General features: G+C 64.7%; 12 protein-coding genes. 7 read left to right on the forward strand and 5 right to left on the reverse strand.

The genetic code is table 11. From position 1 onward, the window contains the following. Positions 1 to 146: 146 nt before the first annotated feature. Positions 147 to 1,439, reverse strand: a complete 1,293-nt coding sequence (chrA, locus tag KG722_RS13680; protein WP_300998561.1) for a chromate efflux transporter — start codon at positions 1,437 to 1,439, stop codon at positions 147 to 149. Positions 1,440 to 1,776: 337 nt separating this feature from the next. Between chrA and hisS the strand changes: the two genes are divergently transcribed. The 6 genes from hisS to KG722_RS13710 all read left to right on the forward strand — a co-directional run bounded on the left by hisS (position 1,777) and on the right by KG722_RS13710 (position 9,985). Continuing rightward, positions 1,777 to 3,258 carry a histidine--tRNA ligase gene (gene hisS, locus KG722_RS13685; protein WP_213272464.1) on the forward strand — a complete coding sequence of 494 codons (1,482 nt, stop codon included), beginning with the start codon at positions 1,777 to 1,779 and terminating at the stop codon, positions 3,256 to 3,258. Beyond that, positions 3,255 to 4,376, forward strand: a complete 1,122-nt coding sequence (locus KG722_RS13690; protein ID WP_213272466.1) for an ATP phosphoribosyltransferase regulatory subunit — start codon at positions 3,255 to 3,257, stop codon at positions 4,374 to 4,376. The genes hisS and KG722_RS13690 overlap by 4 nt, the downstream gene beginning before the upstream one ends. Beyond that, positions 4,373 to 5,083, forward strand: a complete 711-nt coding sequence (gene hisG / locus KG722_RS13695; RefSeq protein ID WP_213272468.1) for an ATP phosphoribosyltransferase — start codon at positions 4,373 to 4,375, stop codon at positions 5,081 to 5,083. Before KG722_RS13690 ends, hisG begins: the two co-directional genes overlap by 4 nt. A 396-nt stretch (positions 5,084 to 5,479) precedes the next feature. Continuing rightward, the gene (locus tag KG722_RS13700; RefSeq protein WP_213272470.1) at positions 5,480 to 6,670 is read left to right on the forward strand and encodes an aspartate aminotransferase family protein; all 1,191 of its coding nucleotides are present in this window, start codon (positions 5,480 to 5,482) and stop codon (positions 6,668 to 6,670) included. A 39-nt stretch (positions 6,671 to 6,709) separates the two neighbouring features. Continuing rightward, positions 6,710 to 7,069: a GFA family protein gene (locus tag KG722_RS13705; protein ID WP_213272472.1), complete on the forward strand. Its 360-nt coding sequence runs from the start codon at positions 6,710 to 6,712 to the stop codon at positions 7,067 to 7,069. A 288-nt stretch (positions 7,070 to 7,357) separates the two neighbouring features. Continuing rightward, the gene (locus KG722_RS13710; RefSeq protein ID WP_213272474.1) at positions 7,358 to 9,985 is read left to right on the forward strand and encodes an AAA family ATPase; all 2,628 of its coding nucleotides are present in this window, start codon (positions 7,358 to 7,360) and stop codon (positions 9,983 to 9,985) included. Position 9,986: 1 nt separating this feature from the next. On the opposite strand, the gene KG722_RS13715 is transcribed toward KG722_RS13710, so the two are convergent. Beyond that, positions 9,987 to 11,189: a lipase family protein gene (locus tag KG722_RS13715; protein ID WP_213272475.1), complete on the reverse strand. Its 1,203-nt coding sequence runs from the start codon at positions 11,187 to 11,189 to the stop codon at positions 9,987 to 9,989. 128 nt (positions 11,190 to 11,317) lie between these two features. Between KG722_RS13715 and KG722_RS13720 the strand changes: the two genes are divergently transcribed. Beyond that, entirely contained in the window at positions 11,318 to 12,160 is an 843-nt protein-coding gene (locus KG722_RS13720) for a carbon-nitrogen hydrolase family protein (RefSeq protein WP_213272476.1), read from the forward strand. Here the strand turns inward: KG722_RS13720 and nspC are convergent. From nspC to KG722_RS13735, 3 genes are read right to left on the reverse strand one after another with little or no spacing between them, the layout of a single operon-like run. Next, complete coding sequence (gene nspC / locus KG722_RS13725; RefSeq protein WP_213272477.1) at positions 12,157 to 13,284, reverse strand: carboxynorspermidine decarboxylase; 1,128 nt, start codon at positions 13,282 to 13,284, stop codon at positions 12,157 to 12,159. The two genes, KG722_RS13720 and nspC, sit on opposite strands and share 4 nt — an antisense overlap. Beyond that, positions 13,250 to 13,756, reverse strand: a complete 507-nt coding sequence (locus KG722_RS13730) for a hypothetical protein (protein WP_213272478.1) — start codon at positions 13,754 to 13,756, stop codon at positions 13,250 to 13,252. Before KG722_RS13730 ends, nspC begins: the two co-directional genes overlap by 35 nt. A 33-nt stretch (positions 13,757 to 13,789) precedes the next feature. Further along, the gene (locus tag KG722_RS13735; RefSeq protein WP_213272479.1) at positions 13,790 to 15,004 is read right to left on the reverse strand and encodes a saccharopine dehydrogenase family protein; all 1,215 of its coding nucleotides are present in this window, start codon (positions 15,002 to 15,004) and stop codon (positions 13,790 to 13,792) included. Positions 15,005 to 15,092 lie beyond the last annotated feature (88 nt).

The following is a 15,092-nucleotide window of genomic DNA, read 5'->3' on the forward strand; positions in this document are numbered from 1 at the left end:
AGTGCCACCTTCAAGGAGGCGCGCCGCGTCCGCGCAATTTCATGGGGTATCCGACATCGCGCTTGCCGCCGCAAACGCCAGAGGGGCCCGGAACCATCTGAACTGCGCCCTAGGGTAGAGGCGACACTTGCCGCGTCAAGCGGGCGTCACCAGAGAAGGCTGAGAAGGCCCGCCAGGGCGCAGGCGATCACCACCAGAACGATATTGGTCTTGAAGCGGATGAGGGCGGTGGCGGCGCCCGCCGCGATGGCGATGGCGAGGAAGTCGGGTGAGGCAAGGTCCGGCAGGGTCAGCGCGCTGCCCCAGGGCAGGAGCCTGCTGGAGGCCTCCCGAAACAGCACCGCGAAGCCGAACACGGCAGCCACCTTGGCGATGATGCCGAAGACGGCGGCCGTGATCGCGGCGAGCACGCCTGCTGCCAGGGGGCTGCGGCGCAGGGCCTCAGAGAAGGGCGCCCCGGCAAAGATCCACACGAAGGAGGGCGCGAAGGTGCACCAGCTGGCCATCAGGGCGCCGGCAAAGGCGAGCGCGAGCCCGCCGCCCTCGCTCTGCCAGCCTGCCATGAAGCCGACGAACTGGTTGACCAGCACCAGCGGCCCGGGCGTTGTTTCGGCAAGGCCGAGGCCGTCGATCATCTGCGGCGCGGTGAGCCAGCCTTCGGCTTCCACCGCTTCCTGCTGGAGATAGGCGAGCACGGTGTACGCCCCGCCAAAGGTCAGCATAGCGAGCTTCGAGAAGAACACGCCGACGCGGGTGAGCACATGATCTGGCCCGAGCAGCAGGAAGGCGGTGACCAGCGGCGCCGTCCAGACCGCGCCCCAGCCGAGGGCTGCGGTAAACGCCTTGCGGGCGCTGGGCCTCTTCTGGCGGGCTCCTTCGGTAAGGGGCGGGGCGGGCGGCTTGCCGAGGCTGCGCGCGAGGCCGATGGCAGCGGCAAAGCCGATGACCAGGGGAAACGGCAGCTGGAAGAGGAATAGGGCGAGGAAGGCCAGCGCGGCGATGGCCACATCCTGAGGCCCTTTCAGGGCCCGGCGGCCGACCTTCACCAGCGCCTCCAGAATGAAGCCGATCACGGCGGCCTTCACGCCATAGAAGAGGGCGGCAACGACCGGCAGTGCGCCCCAGGTGGCATAGAGCCAGGTGAGGCCGAACACGATCAGCGCGCCGGGCAGCACGAACAGCAGCCCGGCAATCACCCCGCCGGCGAGGCCGTTGAGGCGCCAGCCGGAATAGGTCGCCAGCTGCTGCGCCTCCGGCCCGGGAAGGAGCATGCAGTAGTTAAGGGCGTGGAGATATTCGGCTTCGCTGATCCAGCGTTTCTCCTCGACGAAGATGCGGTGCATCAGGGCGATCTGCCCGGCCGGCCCGCCAAAGCCGAGACAGCCGATGCGGAAGCTGGCCGAGGCAAGCGCTTTCAGGCTGGGCGCGGGGGTAGGCATATCGCTCACCTGTGCCTCTTGGCCGATAAGTCCAGCCGGGTGCAAGGGGCAGGATGGCCCGCCCCCGGTTGACTTTGCCTGCCCGGCTGCGTATCGGCGGGCGCAATGAACACAGGCATGCACCACCACCATCATCACGCATGACGCGCCGGAAAGGCGCGAACCGGTCCGGCTGCGCCCTCTGACAAGTGTTCCTTCATGAGAACCGATCCAGATGAGGCAGGCCGCGAAGGGTCCGCGCTCCGCCAGCCTTTGTGCCGCCTTTCCAACCCGGGCAGCTGCGTTTATGCGGGGGCCCAGATAGCCAAACTGGCTGCCAACAGGATCTGAGACGACCATGAGCGACAAGGAAAACCAGCCCCTCAGTGGCAAGGATCTCGCCCGCAAACCGCGTGGCTTTCCGGACAAGCGGGAGGGTCTGATCCATGCCCAGGCGCGGCTGGTGGAGACAGTGACCGGAGTTTACCGCCAATGGGGCTTTGAAGCGCTTGAGACGAGCGCGTTTGAATATGCCGACGCGCTCGGCAAGTTCCTGCCCGATGCCGACCGGCCCAATGCCGGGGTTTTCTCTCTGCAGGATGATGACGAGCAGTGGATGGCGCTGCGCTATGACCTGACAGCGCCGCTCGCGCGCTTTGTTGCCGAGCAGGGGCAGGGGCTGGGACGTCCTTTCCGCCGGTATGCTGCCGGGCCGGTCTGGCGCAACGAGAAACCAGGGCCGGGCCGGTTCCGGGAATTCTGGCAATGCGACGCCGATACGGTTGGCGCGCCGGGCTTTCACGCGGACGCCGAGATGATCGCGATGGGCGCTGAGGCGCTGCGCGCCATCGGCATGAAGCCCGGCGAGTTTGTGATCCGGGTGAATACGCGACGCCTTCTCAATGGCGTGCTCGACGACGTTGGCGCGACCGGCGCCGATATCCGTCTCGCCATCCTGCGCGCACTCGACAAGCTCGACCGGCTTGGCGCTTCGGGCGTTGCAGACCTCCTCGGCGCAGGCCGCAAGGACGAGAGCGGGGATTTCACCAGGGGCGCCGGGCTTGGCGCCGGAGAAGTCAAACGCGTGCTCGCCTTTGCGCAGGCGGGCGCGGACACGCGCGCAATGACGCTCGCCAACCTGGCGAAGGCCATTGGCAGTACGCAAGAGGGCAAGGCGGGTCTGGCCGAACTCGAAGCCATTGCGCTGGCGCTCGAAGCGCTGGGCGCGCCGGAAGACGATGTCAAGATCGATCCATCCGTGGTCAGAGGGCTTGAGTATTATACCGGCCCTGTCTTCGAGGCAGAGCTGCTGCGCGAAGTCGCCGGGGAGGACGGCAAGACCTACCGCATAGGTTCCATCGGCGGGGGCGGGCGGTATGATGATCTTGTCGCGCGCTTCACCGGTGAGACGGTGCCTGCGACGGGGTTCTCCATCGGCATCTCGCGGCTGGCGGCAGCGCTCGCAATCATGGGCGAGGGCGGAAAGCTCGACGGCCCGGTGGTGGTGCTCAATCTGGACAAGGACAATCCTGGCATTGCGCTTGGCCTCGCGGCAGATCTGCGTCGGGGCGGCGTTCGCGCCGAAGCCTATATGGGCGCCTCCGGCATGCGCCCGCAGATGAAATATGCTGACCGGCGCAACTCACCTGCGGTGGTAATCGTTGGAAGCGACGAGATCGAGAAGGGCACGGTCACGATCAAGGATCTGGAGATCGGCGCGCAGAAAGCTAAGGCGATTTCCTCCAATGAGGAATACCGCGAAGCCCGTCCCGGCCAGATCGAAGTGCCGCGCGCCGGAATGGTCGAGGCGGTGCGCGCCATTGTCGAGGCGCAGCGATGAAGCCTGACGCGCTGGTGGCAGTTGCCCGGGCTGTGTTTGAAGCGGCGGGCGGCACGCCGATTGATCCAGACTATGTTCTGCCAGCGGACATCCCGCTGGAGCTTTCGGGCGAGGCCGTCCGCGCCCGGCTTTGTCTCTTTACCGATCATCGCGGCGCGGAAATGGTAATGCGGCCTGATCTCACGCTTCCTGTGGCGCAGCGCGAAGCGGCGCGCCGGGAGGCCGGGGAAGGCGGCGCGCGGACCTATACCTATGCTGCCCGCGCTTTCCGCCAGCCGGTGGCGCCCGACGACCAGCTTGAGTTTACGCAAGTGGGGCTCGAGCGCTTCGGCTATGAGGCGGGGCCGGACGCGGACGCAGAGCTCTTTGCGCTGGTTCACCGCGCGGTGGAGGCCTGCGGCGTGCAGCCTTCGGGCGTCATCATGGGCGATCTGGCGGTTTTTCCCGCCTTCATCGATGCCCTCGGCCTGCCGGCCGTGACGGCGGATCTGCTCAAGCGCGCCTTCCGTCAGGAGGGCGGCGTGCGCGCCGTGCTCGACGCGGCGGCGCGGCCGCTGGAGCCGGACGTTGCCTCTGTTCTGGACGCGGCTGATCCGGCCGGGGCGCTGTCGGCGCTGCTGGCGGCGCGCGGCATTCCGCTGGCAGGCGGGCGGAGCCTTGCGGAGATTGTCGAGGGGCTTGCAGCCCGGCAGGCGGCGATTGAGGCAGGCGGGCTCACTTCCGGCGCGCGCGAAATCCTCCAGGCCCTGCGCGAGGTGGATTGTCCGCTGGCAGAGGCTGCAGCGTCCCTCTCGGCGCTGGCCGGGGCGCATGGGCTTGACGGAGCAGGCGCAGCGATTGACGCGCTTGGCGCGCGCGCGCAGGCAGTGCTTGCCCGCGTTCCGGCCGCCGGGCTGACGGCACGGTTCCGCACCGGCTTCGGCCGACGGTTCACCTATTATGACGGGTTCGTTTTTGAAGTGCTGGCTCCGGGCCTTGCCGAGACCCAGCCGGTAGCGGCGGGCGGACGGTATGACGGCCTGCTCTCTGGCCTGTCGGGCCGGCGGGCCAGCGCGACCGGGGTTGGCGGCGTGGTTCGTCCGGACCGTATGGTTCGTGTACGGAAAGGTGTATCATGAGCCGGATAACGATTGCCATTCCCTCCAAGGGGCGCCTCAAGGAGCAGACCGAAGACTGGCTCGCCAGCATTGGCCACAGCGTGCGACAGATTGGTGGGGAGCGGGGCTACACCGCCGAGATCGACGGCATCGACGCCGAAGTGCGGCTTCTCTCTGCCAGCGAGATTGCGCAGGGCCTCATCGATGGCAGCCTGCACCTGGGCGTGACGGGCGAAGACCTCCTGCATGATCAGGCCCCGGACGGTCCTTCGGACTTTGAAGTCTTGAAACGCCTCGGTTTTGGCGGGGCTGATGTGGTCGTTGCCGTGCCACAGGCCTGGTTTGACGTTGACACGATGGCAGACCTCGAAGCGGCAGGCGCCGCCTTCCGCAAGGCCCATCACCGACGGCTGCGCGTGGCGACCAAATACCTGCGTATCACGCGGCGGTATTTTGCGCAGAAATCGGTCGGCGAATACCGCCTGGTGGAAAGCGCCGGCGCGACCGAAGCGGCGCCCGCGACGGGGACGGCCGACGTGATCGTCGACATTACCACGACCGGCGCAACCCTGCGGGCCAACGGGCTCAAAGTGCTCGATGACGGGGTGATCCTGAAGAGTGAGGCCTCGCTGACCCGGTCGGTGAGGGCGCCGTGGAGCGAGGCGGCAGAGGCTATCGCAGCCTCTTTGCTGCGTCAGCCCCGCGCAGGGACAAAACGCCCTATTTGATTTTTTTTTGGACACATTCTTGACACATCGCAGAAATCGTTGCCGTATGGCTAAGCAAGTTTCTGGGAGGAAACGCTGCAAACGGTGGAGAGGCGTAGCGACCGGGGACGGAGCTGCGCCTCTTTTTCTTTTCCGGGTCAGTTGCGAGGGGGCGCCGGAGGTGAAAGCCGAGACCAGCAGGGCGGTGGTTCAGGGGGAGTCGAGGGGCGTTGTCACCGCGCCGCCGATCCCGGCTTCACGAATAACAATATGCACTTATCGATAAACGTCAAGCGCTTTTATCGTTTTTCGATTAAATCCTTGTAATCCTGCGCCTTGAGTTGACTCGCCCTGCGGCCCGTCCCATGCGTGGCGCCACAAAAACCCCGGATCATCGACATGTCAGAGGAGACCCAGATGGTAGATCCCCGCCAGCACATCCTTCCCGTTTACCGCCCGCCGGAGGAAGTGTTCGTGCAGGGCGAAGGCGCCTACCTCTTCACCGAGGACGGGCGACGCTACCTGGACTTCATCGCCGGGATCGCGGTCAACGCGCTCGGCCACGCCCATCCGGCGATGGTCGAGGCCCTGCGCGACCAGGCCGGCAAGCTCTGGCACACCTCCAACATGTTCCGCGTGAAAGGGCAGGAGGAGCTGGCTGACAAGATCTGCCGGGACACCTTTGCCGACCGCGTGTTCTTCACCAATTCGGGCACCGAGGCGATCGAGTGCGCCATCAAGGCCGCGCGCAAGTTTCACTGGGCGGCGGGCAATCCCGAGCGGCTCGACATCATAACCTTCACCGGCGCCTTCCATGGACGCTCCATCGGGGCGATCAATGCCGGCGGCAATCCGAAATATCTGGAAGGCTTCGGCCCGAAACTTCCCGGTTTCGTGCATCTGGAATGGGGCGACCATGACGCGCTGAAAGCCGCCATCGCCGCGTCCACCGCCGCGGCGGTCCTGGTTGAGCCCGTGCAGGGCGAGGGCGGCGTGCGCGCCATGCCCGAGCAATGCCTCAAGGGCCTGCGCGACCTTTGCAACGAGCACGGTGTCCTCCTGATCTATGACGAGGTCCAGTGTGGCATGGGCCGCACCGGCCAGCTCTGGGGCTATCAGTGGGCGGCCGGGTCCGATCCGGACATCCTGTGCGCCGCCAAGGGCATCGGCGGGGGATTCCCCTTCGGCGCCTGCCTAATGACCGAAGCGGTCGGCGAACCGATGCAGCCGGGCAGTCATGGCTCGACCTATGGCGGTAACCCGCTGGCGATGGCGGTCGGCAATGTGGTCTGGGACATCATCTCCAGCGAGGAGTTCCTCGCCAATGTCCGCCGCGTCTCCGGCACGCTTCAGCAGGGGCTGAAAAGCCTCGCCGACAGCCATCCGGACAAGGTTGAAGCGGTGACCGGCAAGGGCCTTCTGACGGGCCTGCGCCTGAAGGCAGACCCCAAATCGCTGCAGGGCATCTGCCGCGATGAGGGCCTGCTGGCGGGCGTTGCAGGCAACAATGTACTGCGTCTCGCCCCGCCGCTGGTTGTCGATGACGACCAGGTGCGCGACGCCATCAGCATGATCGACGCCGCGCTGACCGAGTGGACGCCGGGCTGACGCATGGAGGTCTGGCAAGGTTCCTGCCATTGCGGCGCGGTGCGTTTCCGCATTGAAGCAGACCTTGTCGATCTTTACCGCTGCGACTGTTCCCTCTGCCGCATGAAGAATGCGCTGATAACCAGCGTGCATGAGGATCGGTTCATGCTCGTTTCTGGCGAAGAAAGCCTGTCCGAATACAACTGGAACACGGGTGTCGCCCGGCACTTTTTCTGTGCCCGGTGCGGCATCTATCCGTTCCACAAGAAACGCTCGATGCCCGATCATTACGGAATCAATGTGAACTGCCTTGAGGGATTTTTTCCTGAGGCCCGCCCCGTGCGCCAGGCCGATGGCAAGGCCATGACTGTGAAAACCGGGGGCGCCCGCAGCCTCTGGACCGGCCCGCCGGCGGACTGAGCGGCGTTGCTCCAGGAAAGCAAATCCTGTTTCAATACCTTGAGTTTACAGAAAAGAAAAAGGGACAGGCAGAGAGAGCAACGCCTGTCCCTTGATTGACGCGCGTGCGTTTCCCCCACACTCGCTGAGGCTTGTCTAACAAATCTGAGGGATGCTCGCGTCCGTGCTGGCACCTATATTTTGGCGCGGCCTACCCATTTTTGAGCTTTTCTGCGGCCGATCAACGGTTAAACTCGGTGTCTTCGCGTCCTCTCAGGGGAATTCGGGGCGCGAGGGGGAGATATCCGGGTGCTGATAGAACGCGAACGGGAACTCGAACAGCTGGGCGCGATGATCAAGGCTGCGGCCCGGGGGCAGGGCGCGGTCGCTCTCGTCAGCGGCGAGGCCGGTATCGGCAAGACCTCTCTCATCCGCCGCCTGTTTGAAGGCCTGCCAAGCGGCTGGCGCGCGGCGGCCGGGGGCTGTGACGCGCTGTTCACCCCGCGCCCGCTCGGGCCAGTACGGGACATGGCTGGCATGCTCGGCCCGGACGTGCGCGCGCAGCTGGAGGGCGGAGACCGCCAGCAGCTCTTCGGCGCGGTGCTCGACACTGTGAGCTGGTCAAACGCGCCCATGCTGATGGTCTGGGAAGACATGCACTGGGCAGACCATGCGACCCTGGACCTCTTGCGCTATCTCGGCCGCCGCATCTCGTTCCTGCCGCTGCTGCTCGTTCTGACCTACCGGGATGACGAGGTGGGGGACCAGCATCCGCTGATGCGGGTCCTCGAGGAACTGCCGCCCGCCGTGCGCGCGCAGGTGCCGCTGAGGTGTCTTTCGCCAAGAGCCGTCAGCGCGCTGGCGCGCAAGGCGAGCCTGCCGGGCGACTGGCTCTATCAGAAAACGGCCGGAAATCCGTTCCAGGTATCGGAGATGCTCGCTGCCGGGCAGGGCGCGAGCCACAGCCTGCCGGCCTCCATCCGGGAAGCGGTCACCGTGCGCCAGGGCCGGCTACCCGGCGGGGCGCGCGAACTTCTGGAACTTATCAGTGTCATTCCGGCGGCTGTTCCGCCTGAACTCTTCCTCGAACTCGGCGGAGAAGAGGCCGCGCTGATCGCCGGTGACCTGACAGGGTCTGGCATTCTGCAGGCCTCCGCGGCCGGCGACATCCGCTTCCGGCACGAGATTGCCCGCATTGCCACGCTGGAGCGCATCCCGTCAAAGATGCGCCGTGCCCATCATGCCCGCATTCTGGAAGCCCTTCAGGCGCTCGGCGAAAACGCCCCGCTCGACCAGATGGTGCATCATGCGGCCGGGGCGCTGGACGGGGCCGCCGTGTTGGCGATCGCGCCCGAAGCGGCAAGCCGCGCCGCCGCCAGCGGCGCCCACCGGGAGGCGGCTGCGCATCTGGGCACGGCTCTGCGCTTTGTCGAAGAGGCAGACGTGGAAACGGCCGCGCTGCTGCACGAGCGCTGGGCGTATGAAAGCGCGCTTGCCGCCCGGATTGATGACGAGGTGCTCAATGCCCGCCGTCATGCGATCACGCTCTGGCAGGTTCTTGGGCGTCAGGACAAGGTGGGCGAGAACCTCCGCTGGCTCTCGCGCATGCACTGGTATCGCGGCGAAGCCCCGGAGGCTGCCCGCCTCGCCGATCAGGCGATCCGCGTGCTGGAAAGCATTCCGCCCTCTGCCGAACAGGCAATGGCCTACTCGCTGCGGTCTCAGCTTCACATGCTCAACGACCAGATGGAGGAGGCGGTCTATTGGGGGGAGCGAGCGCTCGCCCTGGAGGCAGACTTTCCAAGGCCGGACCTGCGTGCCCATGCCCTCAACAATATCGGAACGGCGCTGGTGTTCCGGGGTCGGAGGGAAGGCGTCGCGATGCTGCAGGACAGCCTCGATATTTCCCTCGTCCATGACCTGCATGAGCACGCCGCCCGCGCCTATACCAACCTTTCCGAATATGCCGTGGAATTCCGCCAGTTCGAGCTCGCCGAAAAAGTGATCGCCAGCGGCATCGCCTATGACATCGACAATGATCTTGATGCGTGGACCTATTATCTCCAGGGCCGTCTTGCGCTCCTGCGGATGGAGCAGGGACGTCTGAAAGACGCCGTCACCATGGCGCGGGCGATTACCGAGCGCGAAAACCTGACCCTTGTGGTGCGCCTGCCTGCTTTGCTCGTTCAGGCCCGCGCGGCGATGCGCCTTGCCGCACCCGAAGCGTCCCGCCTGATGGAGCAGGCCTATGCCGACGCCATGGCGACCGATGAGCTGCAGCACATCGTTCCGGCCCGCCTCACCCTGATCGAGCATGCCTGGCTCACGGGCAATGTCACCCTCGCAAACGAACACCTCGATGCGCTCTTTGCCCTGTCGGAGGGCGACCGCCATCCCTGGAATATCGGGGAGCGCGCCGTCTGGGCGCGCCGGCTGGGCTGCGTGAAGCCGGGCGTCGATTCGGCGGCCCTGCCGGAACCCTTCCGGCTGGAACTGGAAGGAAAGATCGAGCCAGCCGCGCAGGCCTGGCGGGGGCTAAGCATGCCCTATGCCGCTGCGCTTGTCTGCCTGCAGACTGATGATGGCGACCTGCTTGGCCAGGCGGTGCATGACCTGCAGGCTATGGGCGCCGAAGCGGGCGCAGCCTTTGCCCGCCGCCGCGCCTCTGAACTCGGCGCCACCCGCCGTCTGCCGCGCCCCCGGCGTGGCAACTACAAGGCGGCCCGGGAACATCCCCTAGGCCTCACCCGGCGCGAGCAGGATGTCCTGCGCCTGATCGTCAAGGGATGCTCCAACCGCGAGATTTCCGAAACCCTTGGTCGCTCGCCGCGCACGGTGGAGCATCATGTCTCCGCCGTTCTCTCCAAGCTCAACGCCCAGAACCGGATGGCGGTTATGCTCCGGGTCCAGAACGATCCCTGGCTTCTGGGGGAGTGACCTATTTCGGGCAGATGGCCGGGGCGGTGATCCCGGCAAAACGCGCCTGGGTCCACTTGATGAGGACCGGCACGGTGGGGGCATCGGCGGCCACGATCGAAGTGTGGTCGAGCCTGTCAAACTGCTGATAGTCCACCGTCTCTCCCGCCGCGCACCGATCCCGGGCATAGCCTGCCTGCACCCGGGCGCTGACCACATCATCCCGCCGCCCCTGAAGGATCAGCACCGGCGCGCCGATGCTTCGGGCCGGGATGTTCTCGGCAAGGCGCTTGCGGAAGCTGGTGGCGGTGTCGCCGCCCCTAAAGATCGAGCCTTCGATGAACCTCTCTGCCAGGATCTCCGGGGCCACCGCCCGCGCCCCGGAGAGGCAGCGCTTTGAAATCTCGTTTGCCGGCCAGCGCGCCTCATTGCGCACAATGCCGGTGAAATAGAGGTCTGGATAGGTGTCGGCATATGCGCGCGCCACAAAGGCGGAGAAGATACGGCCCTCCGGGGTTGTCTCGATCCGGGCGAGGAGAGCCGGAAGGTCCGTTGCCGGAGCAAGCGCGGCAACGCCCTTAACCTGCAGCTCCGGCGCGTAGCTGCGCGCCATGATGCCGCTCCAAAGCGCCGCATGCCCGCCCTGAGAGTGACCCCAGATCACCGTCTCCAGGGAGAGTGTCAGATCGGTAAGGTCATGCGCCGCGCGGGCTGCGTCGAGCACCGAGCGTGCTTCACCGTCGCCGATCAGGTAAGGGTGGGGCCCGTCTGTCGTAAGGCCGGCATAGTCGCTGGCCACCAGAACCCAGCCTTCTTCCAGAAGCTCCCGGAAGGCGGGAATATACGCGTAAGGATTGGCCTGCATCGAGGCCCCGCACCCCGGCGCCGTGCCCAGCGTGCCATGGGCCCAGAGGATCACGCGGCGCGGCGTGGTTTCGTCCTCAAGGGTCTTCCACACCACCAGGGCGCTGGCCGTTGCAGGCACGCTGCCGCTCAGCGTGGTCGTATAGAGGATGCGCCGCGCGCTCGCCCCTTCGGGCAGGTCGCGCGTGTAAGCCTGCGCCCGGATCAAACTCCCCGGCACCGTTCCGGCGGCCACATCAGCGTTAAAGAATTTCCCCGGCGCAGGCGGATAAGACCAGAGCCACAGGAGGGTCATGATTAACAGCATAAGGAGGATGAGGCCGCCGACGATATTGCGCGCGAGTTTTACCCAGCCCTGCATTGCCTCTCCCCCGTCGCCCTTCCGCAGAAGGTCAGGGCAATGCTACCAGAAGCGATCGCGCCCTGCCAGCATTCCCTTGGCAAGCGAGACGCTGGCGGCGGCCGGCGGAGCGCGCTAGTCTGGTGCCCATGAAACTCACCGCCGCCTGTATCCAGATGCGCTCGGGCACCGAGCCCGCCGCAAACCTCGCCGCCGCCACGGCGCTTGTCCGGCAGGCAGCCGGGACTGGCGCGCGTTTCATTGCGACGCCCGAGATGACGAACCTGCTCGACATCCGCCCCGGCATGGCCCGCCCGAAGGTGCGCGCTGAGGCAAGCGATGAAAGCCTGCCCGCCTTTCGCGCGCTCGCCGCCGAGCTTGGCATCACGCTGCTCATCGGCTCGCTGGCCATCGCGCTTGAAGACGGCGCTGACGACCGCTTCGCCAACCGCTCTTTCCTGATCGGCCAGGACGGCGGCGTCATTGCCCGTTACGACAAGATCCACATGTTCGATGTCGAAGTTGGCGACGGCCAGACTTACCGGGAGTCTCGCGCCTATCGCCCCGGCGAAACCGCTGTGCTCGCCACTGCGCCCTTCGGAAAACTCGGCCTCACCATCTGCTATGATGTCCGCTTCCCTCATCTCCACCGTGCCCTCGCCAAGGCAGGCGCCGACATCCTGACCATCCCCGCCGCCTTCACGAAGGTCACCGGGCAGGCCCACTGGCACACCCTGGTGCGCGCCCGCGCCATCGAGACGGGCTGTTTCGTGCTCGCGCCCGCTCAGGCTGGCAAACACGATGACGGCCGCGAAACCTTCGGGCACTCGCTGATCGTCTCGCCCTGGGGCGAGGTGCTCGCCGAAGGCAGCGCCACGGAGCCGGGCATTGTGATGGCGGAGCTGGATTTGGAAGACGTTGCCAAGGCGCGCGGCCGCATCCCGGCGCTCGGCAATGAGCAGGTGTTCAGCCTGAAGACGTTTGGAGTCTAGCGCCCCAGCCGACGCCGGAATTCGCCATAGCCAAAGTCCGACACCTGCTCGACGCGCCCGTCTTCCCAGCGGATGGCGAGATTGGCAAGCGGCGTGCCGTTGAAAGTGTTGGTCTTGACGAAGCTGTAATGCATCTGGTCGGTAAAGATGATCGGGTCACCCGGCGCCAGCTTCCTGTCGAAGGAATAATCCCCGATCACATCGCCCGTCATGCAGGTCTTGCCGCCAAAACGATACGTGTGCGCAAGCTCACCGGGCTGCCCCGCGCCGATCACATCAGGGCGGTAGGGCACTTCCAGAACATCCGGCATATGCGTGGAGGCCGAGGCATCGAGAATGGCAAGGTCCATCTCGTTCCAGTGCAGTGCCAGAACGGTCGAATGCAGCTCGCCGGTGTTGACCACCAGCCCCGCGCCCGGCTCCAGGATCACCTCGATGCCAAACCGCGCCGTGAACTTTTTGATCGCCGCAATCAGAGCGTCGACATCATAGCCCGGCTTGTTGAGAAAATGCCCGCCGCCAAAGTTCACCGCCTTCACCTGTTCCAGATAAGGCGCAAAATGCTCCGACACGTATTCGATCAGGCCTACCGAGCCTTCATGCAGGCTCTCGCACAGTGCATGGACATGGAATATGTCCACGCCCGACCAGTTCACCTGCGCGAGCTTTGACGGCACTTCGCCAAACCGGCTCGTCGGCGCGGTGGGATTGTAGAGATCCCCGCCCAGCGTCGCATTGGAATAGCCGGGGTTCACCCGCAGGCCCACTTTGCCTCCTGCGTCCCGCGCAATATCGCCAAACCGGCCCAGCTGCTCGGCCGAATTGAAATAGATGTGCTGGGCGACCTGCGTCAGACGACGGACTTCATCCTCGGTATAGGCGGGTGAATAAACATGTACTTCCTTGCCGAATTCCTCGGCGCCCATGATGGCTTCCTGCTCGCCGGACGCCGTCGTGCCATCGAGATAATCGCGCATCATCGGAAACACGGCCGGCATCGCAAACGCCTTGGTGGCCAGCAGCACCTTGCAGCCGGCCTCTTCGCGCACGCGCTGAGCTGTCTCCAGATTTTTCCGGAGACGGGCGGCATCAAGGACGAAGCAGGGGGTCTGAATGTCTGTCATTGATTTTCCTCGATATGTTTATCAACGCAAAGGCTGAGAGGGCGGAAAAGAATACGCCTAGGAAGAGTCCGCTCCAGGCTCCAAAATATCTGGCGTTGCGTGTATGTTGTATGGAGACAACCACGGTTCCATCGGCAGTGCGTAATTCCAGTATGCCCGCCCGGCGCCTGTCGGTCACAAACAGCACTTCCTGGCCGATCAATGTCCGGGCTTCTTTCCTGATCCGGCGGTTTTCGTTGATCTTGATCGAAGACTTTACTTGTAGACGAAGCTCTTCACCGGAGTCGTCTTCTATAACCAGCCATGTACTTTTGGGGCGGCGAAACATGGGCTCGGGCATGGAAACCAACGTTCCGGCGCGCACCGGCTCGGGATATACCCGGTCGGCAATGGCTAGCGAGACACCCCCGGCCAGGATCAACAACGCGCCACAAACGGCCATCACAACCGAAATGGCGAACGTAAGTTGCAAACGGTGGCTGGTAGCGGCGCCCCGCATGACAGCTTAAGTCACCACCTCGAACAGCGGGTCCTGATCGCCGGGCGCGACATCCACAATCGTCGTTGGCAAGCCGCGCTTGGCCACGTCTTCGAGGAACGGGGCAGACGGGAACTCCTCGACGTTGAACACGCCGGGGCCTTTCCAGATGCCCTTGAAGAACATCGCCGCGCCCGAGACCGGGGGCACACCCGTCGTGTAGGAAACGGCCTGCGCGCCGACTTCCCTGTTGGTTTCGGCATGGTCGCAAACGTTGTACAGCATCTTGGCAATCTGCTTGCCATCCTTCTTGCCACGGATGATCACGCCGATCGACGTCTTGCCCGTATAGCCTTCGGCGAGCGAGGAGGGCGGGGGCAGCAGGTCGCGCAGGAACTCCATCGGGATGATGTCCATGCCTTTATGCTTGATCGGTTCAAGGCTGATCAGGCCGATGGATTTGAACACTTCAAGGTGCTTGATGTAGGCCTCGCCGAAGGTCATCCAGAAGCGGATCTGCTTCAACCCGCGGATGTTCTTCACAAGGCTTTCCTCTTCCTCATGATAGATGAGGTAAGAGGCGCGCGGGCCGACTTCGGGATAATCCACCATCGTCTTGATGCTGAGCGCCGGGATCTCGATCCACTCGCCATTCTTCCAGTATTTGCCGTCCTGGGTCACTTCGCGCAGGTTGATCTCCGGATTGAAGTTGGTCGCAAATGTCTTGCCATGGTCGCCGGCATTGCAGTCCACGATGTCGATATACTCGATCTCGTCGAAGAGATGCTCCTGCGCATAGGCGCACCAGATGTTGGAGACGCCGGGGTCAAATCCGCAGCCGAGAATTGCGGTGAGGCCAGCGGCCTTGAACTTGTCCTGATAGGCCCACTGCCAGGAGTATTCAAACTTCGCCACTTCGCGTGGCTCATAGTTGGCCGTGTCGAGATAGCTGACGCCGGCTTCAAGGCAGGCGTCCATGATCGGCAGGTCCTGATAGGGCAGGGCCATGTTGATGACGAGGTCAGGCTTCACCTTGTTTATCAGCGCAACCGTCGCGGCCACGTCATCGGCGTCCACTTGCGCGATGTCGATCGGCGTCACGCATTCCTTGGCGACCTTCTCGCAGCTCTCAATGCGGCGCGAGGCAAGGGTGATGTGCTTGAAGGTATCACGGTCCATCGCGCATTTCTTGGCGACGACCGAACCGGCTGCGCCGGCGCCGATGATGAGAACTCTGTCCATATCTGGGCTAACTCCCGGAAAGGGTTGAAACAATGCGCCTCCCATAGGGCAGTTTGAACCCCGGCGCTAGAAGGGGGGCTAGATGGGA

The organism is Hyphomonas sp., assembly GCF_018402285.1.
In the GTDB taxonomy this organism is placed as follows: domain Bacteria; phylum Pseudomonadota; class Alphaproteobacteria; order Caulobacterales; family Hyphomonadaceae; genus Hyphomonas.

Coding starts and splice junctions, on each gene's coding strand:
- chrA (WP_300998561.1), bottom strand. CDS start 1,439: ATGCCTACCCCCGCGCCCAGCCTGAAAGCGCTTGCCTCGGCCAGCTTC.
- hisS (WP_213272464.1), top strand. CDS start 1,777: ATGAGCGACAAGGAAAACCAGCCCCTCAGTGGCAAGGATCTCGCCCGC.
- KG722_RS13690 (WP_213272466.1), top strand. CDS start 3,255: ATGAAGCCTGACGCGCTGGTGGCAGTTGCCCGGGCTGTGTTTGAAGCG.
- hisG (WP_213272468.1), top strand. CDS start 4,373: ATGAGCCGGATAACGATTGCCATTCCCTCCAAGGGGCGCCTCAAGGAG.
- KG722_RS13700 (WP_213272470.1), top strand. CDS start 5,480: ATGGTAGATCCCCGCCAGCACATCCTTCCCGTTTACCGCCCGCCGGAG.
- KG722_RS13715 (WP_213272475.1), bottom strand. CDS start 11,189: ATGCAGGGCTGGGTAAAACTCGCGCGCAATATCGTCGGCGGCCTCATC.
- KG722_RS13720 (WP_213272476.1), top strand. CDS start 11,318: ATGAAACTCACCGCCGCCTGTATCCAGATGCGCTCGGGCACCGAGCCC.
- nspC (WP_213272477.1), bottom strand. CDS start 13,284: ATGACAGACATTCAGACCCCCTGCTTCGTCCTTGATGCCGCCCGTCTC.
- KG722_RS13735 (WP_213272479.1), bottom strand. CDS start 15,004: ATGGACAGAGTTCTCATCATCGGCGCCGGCGCAGCCGGTTCGGTCGTC.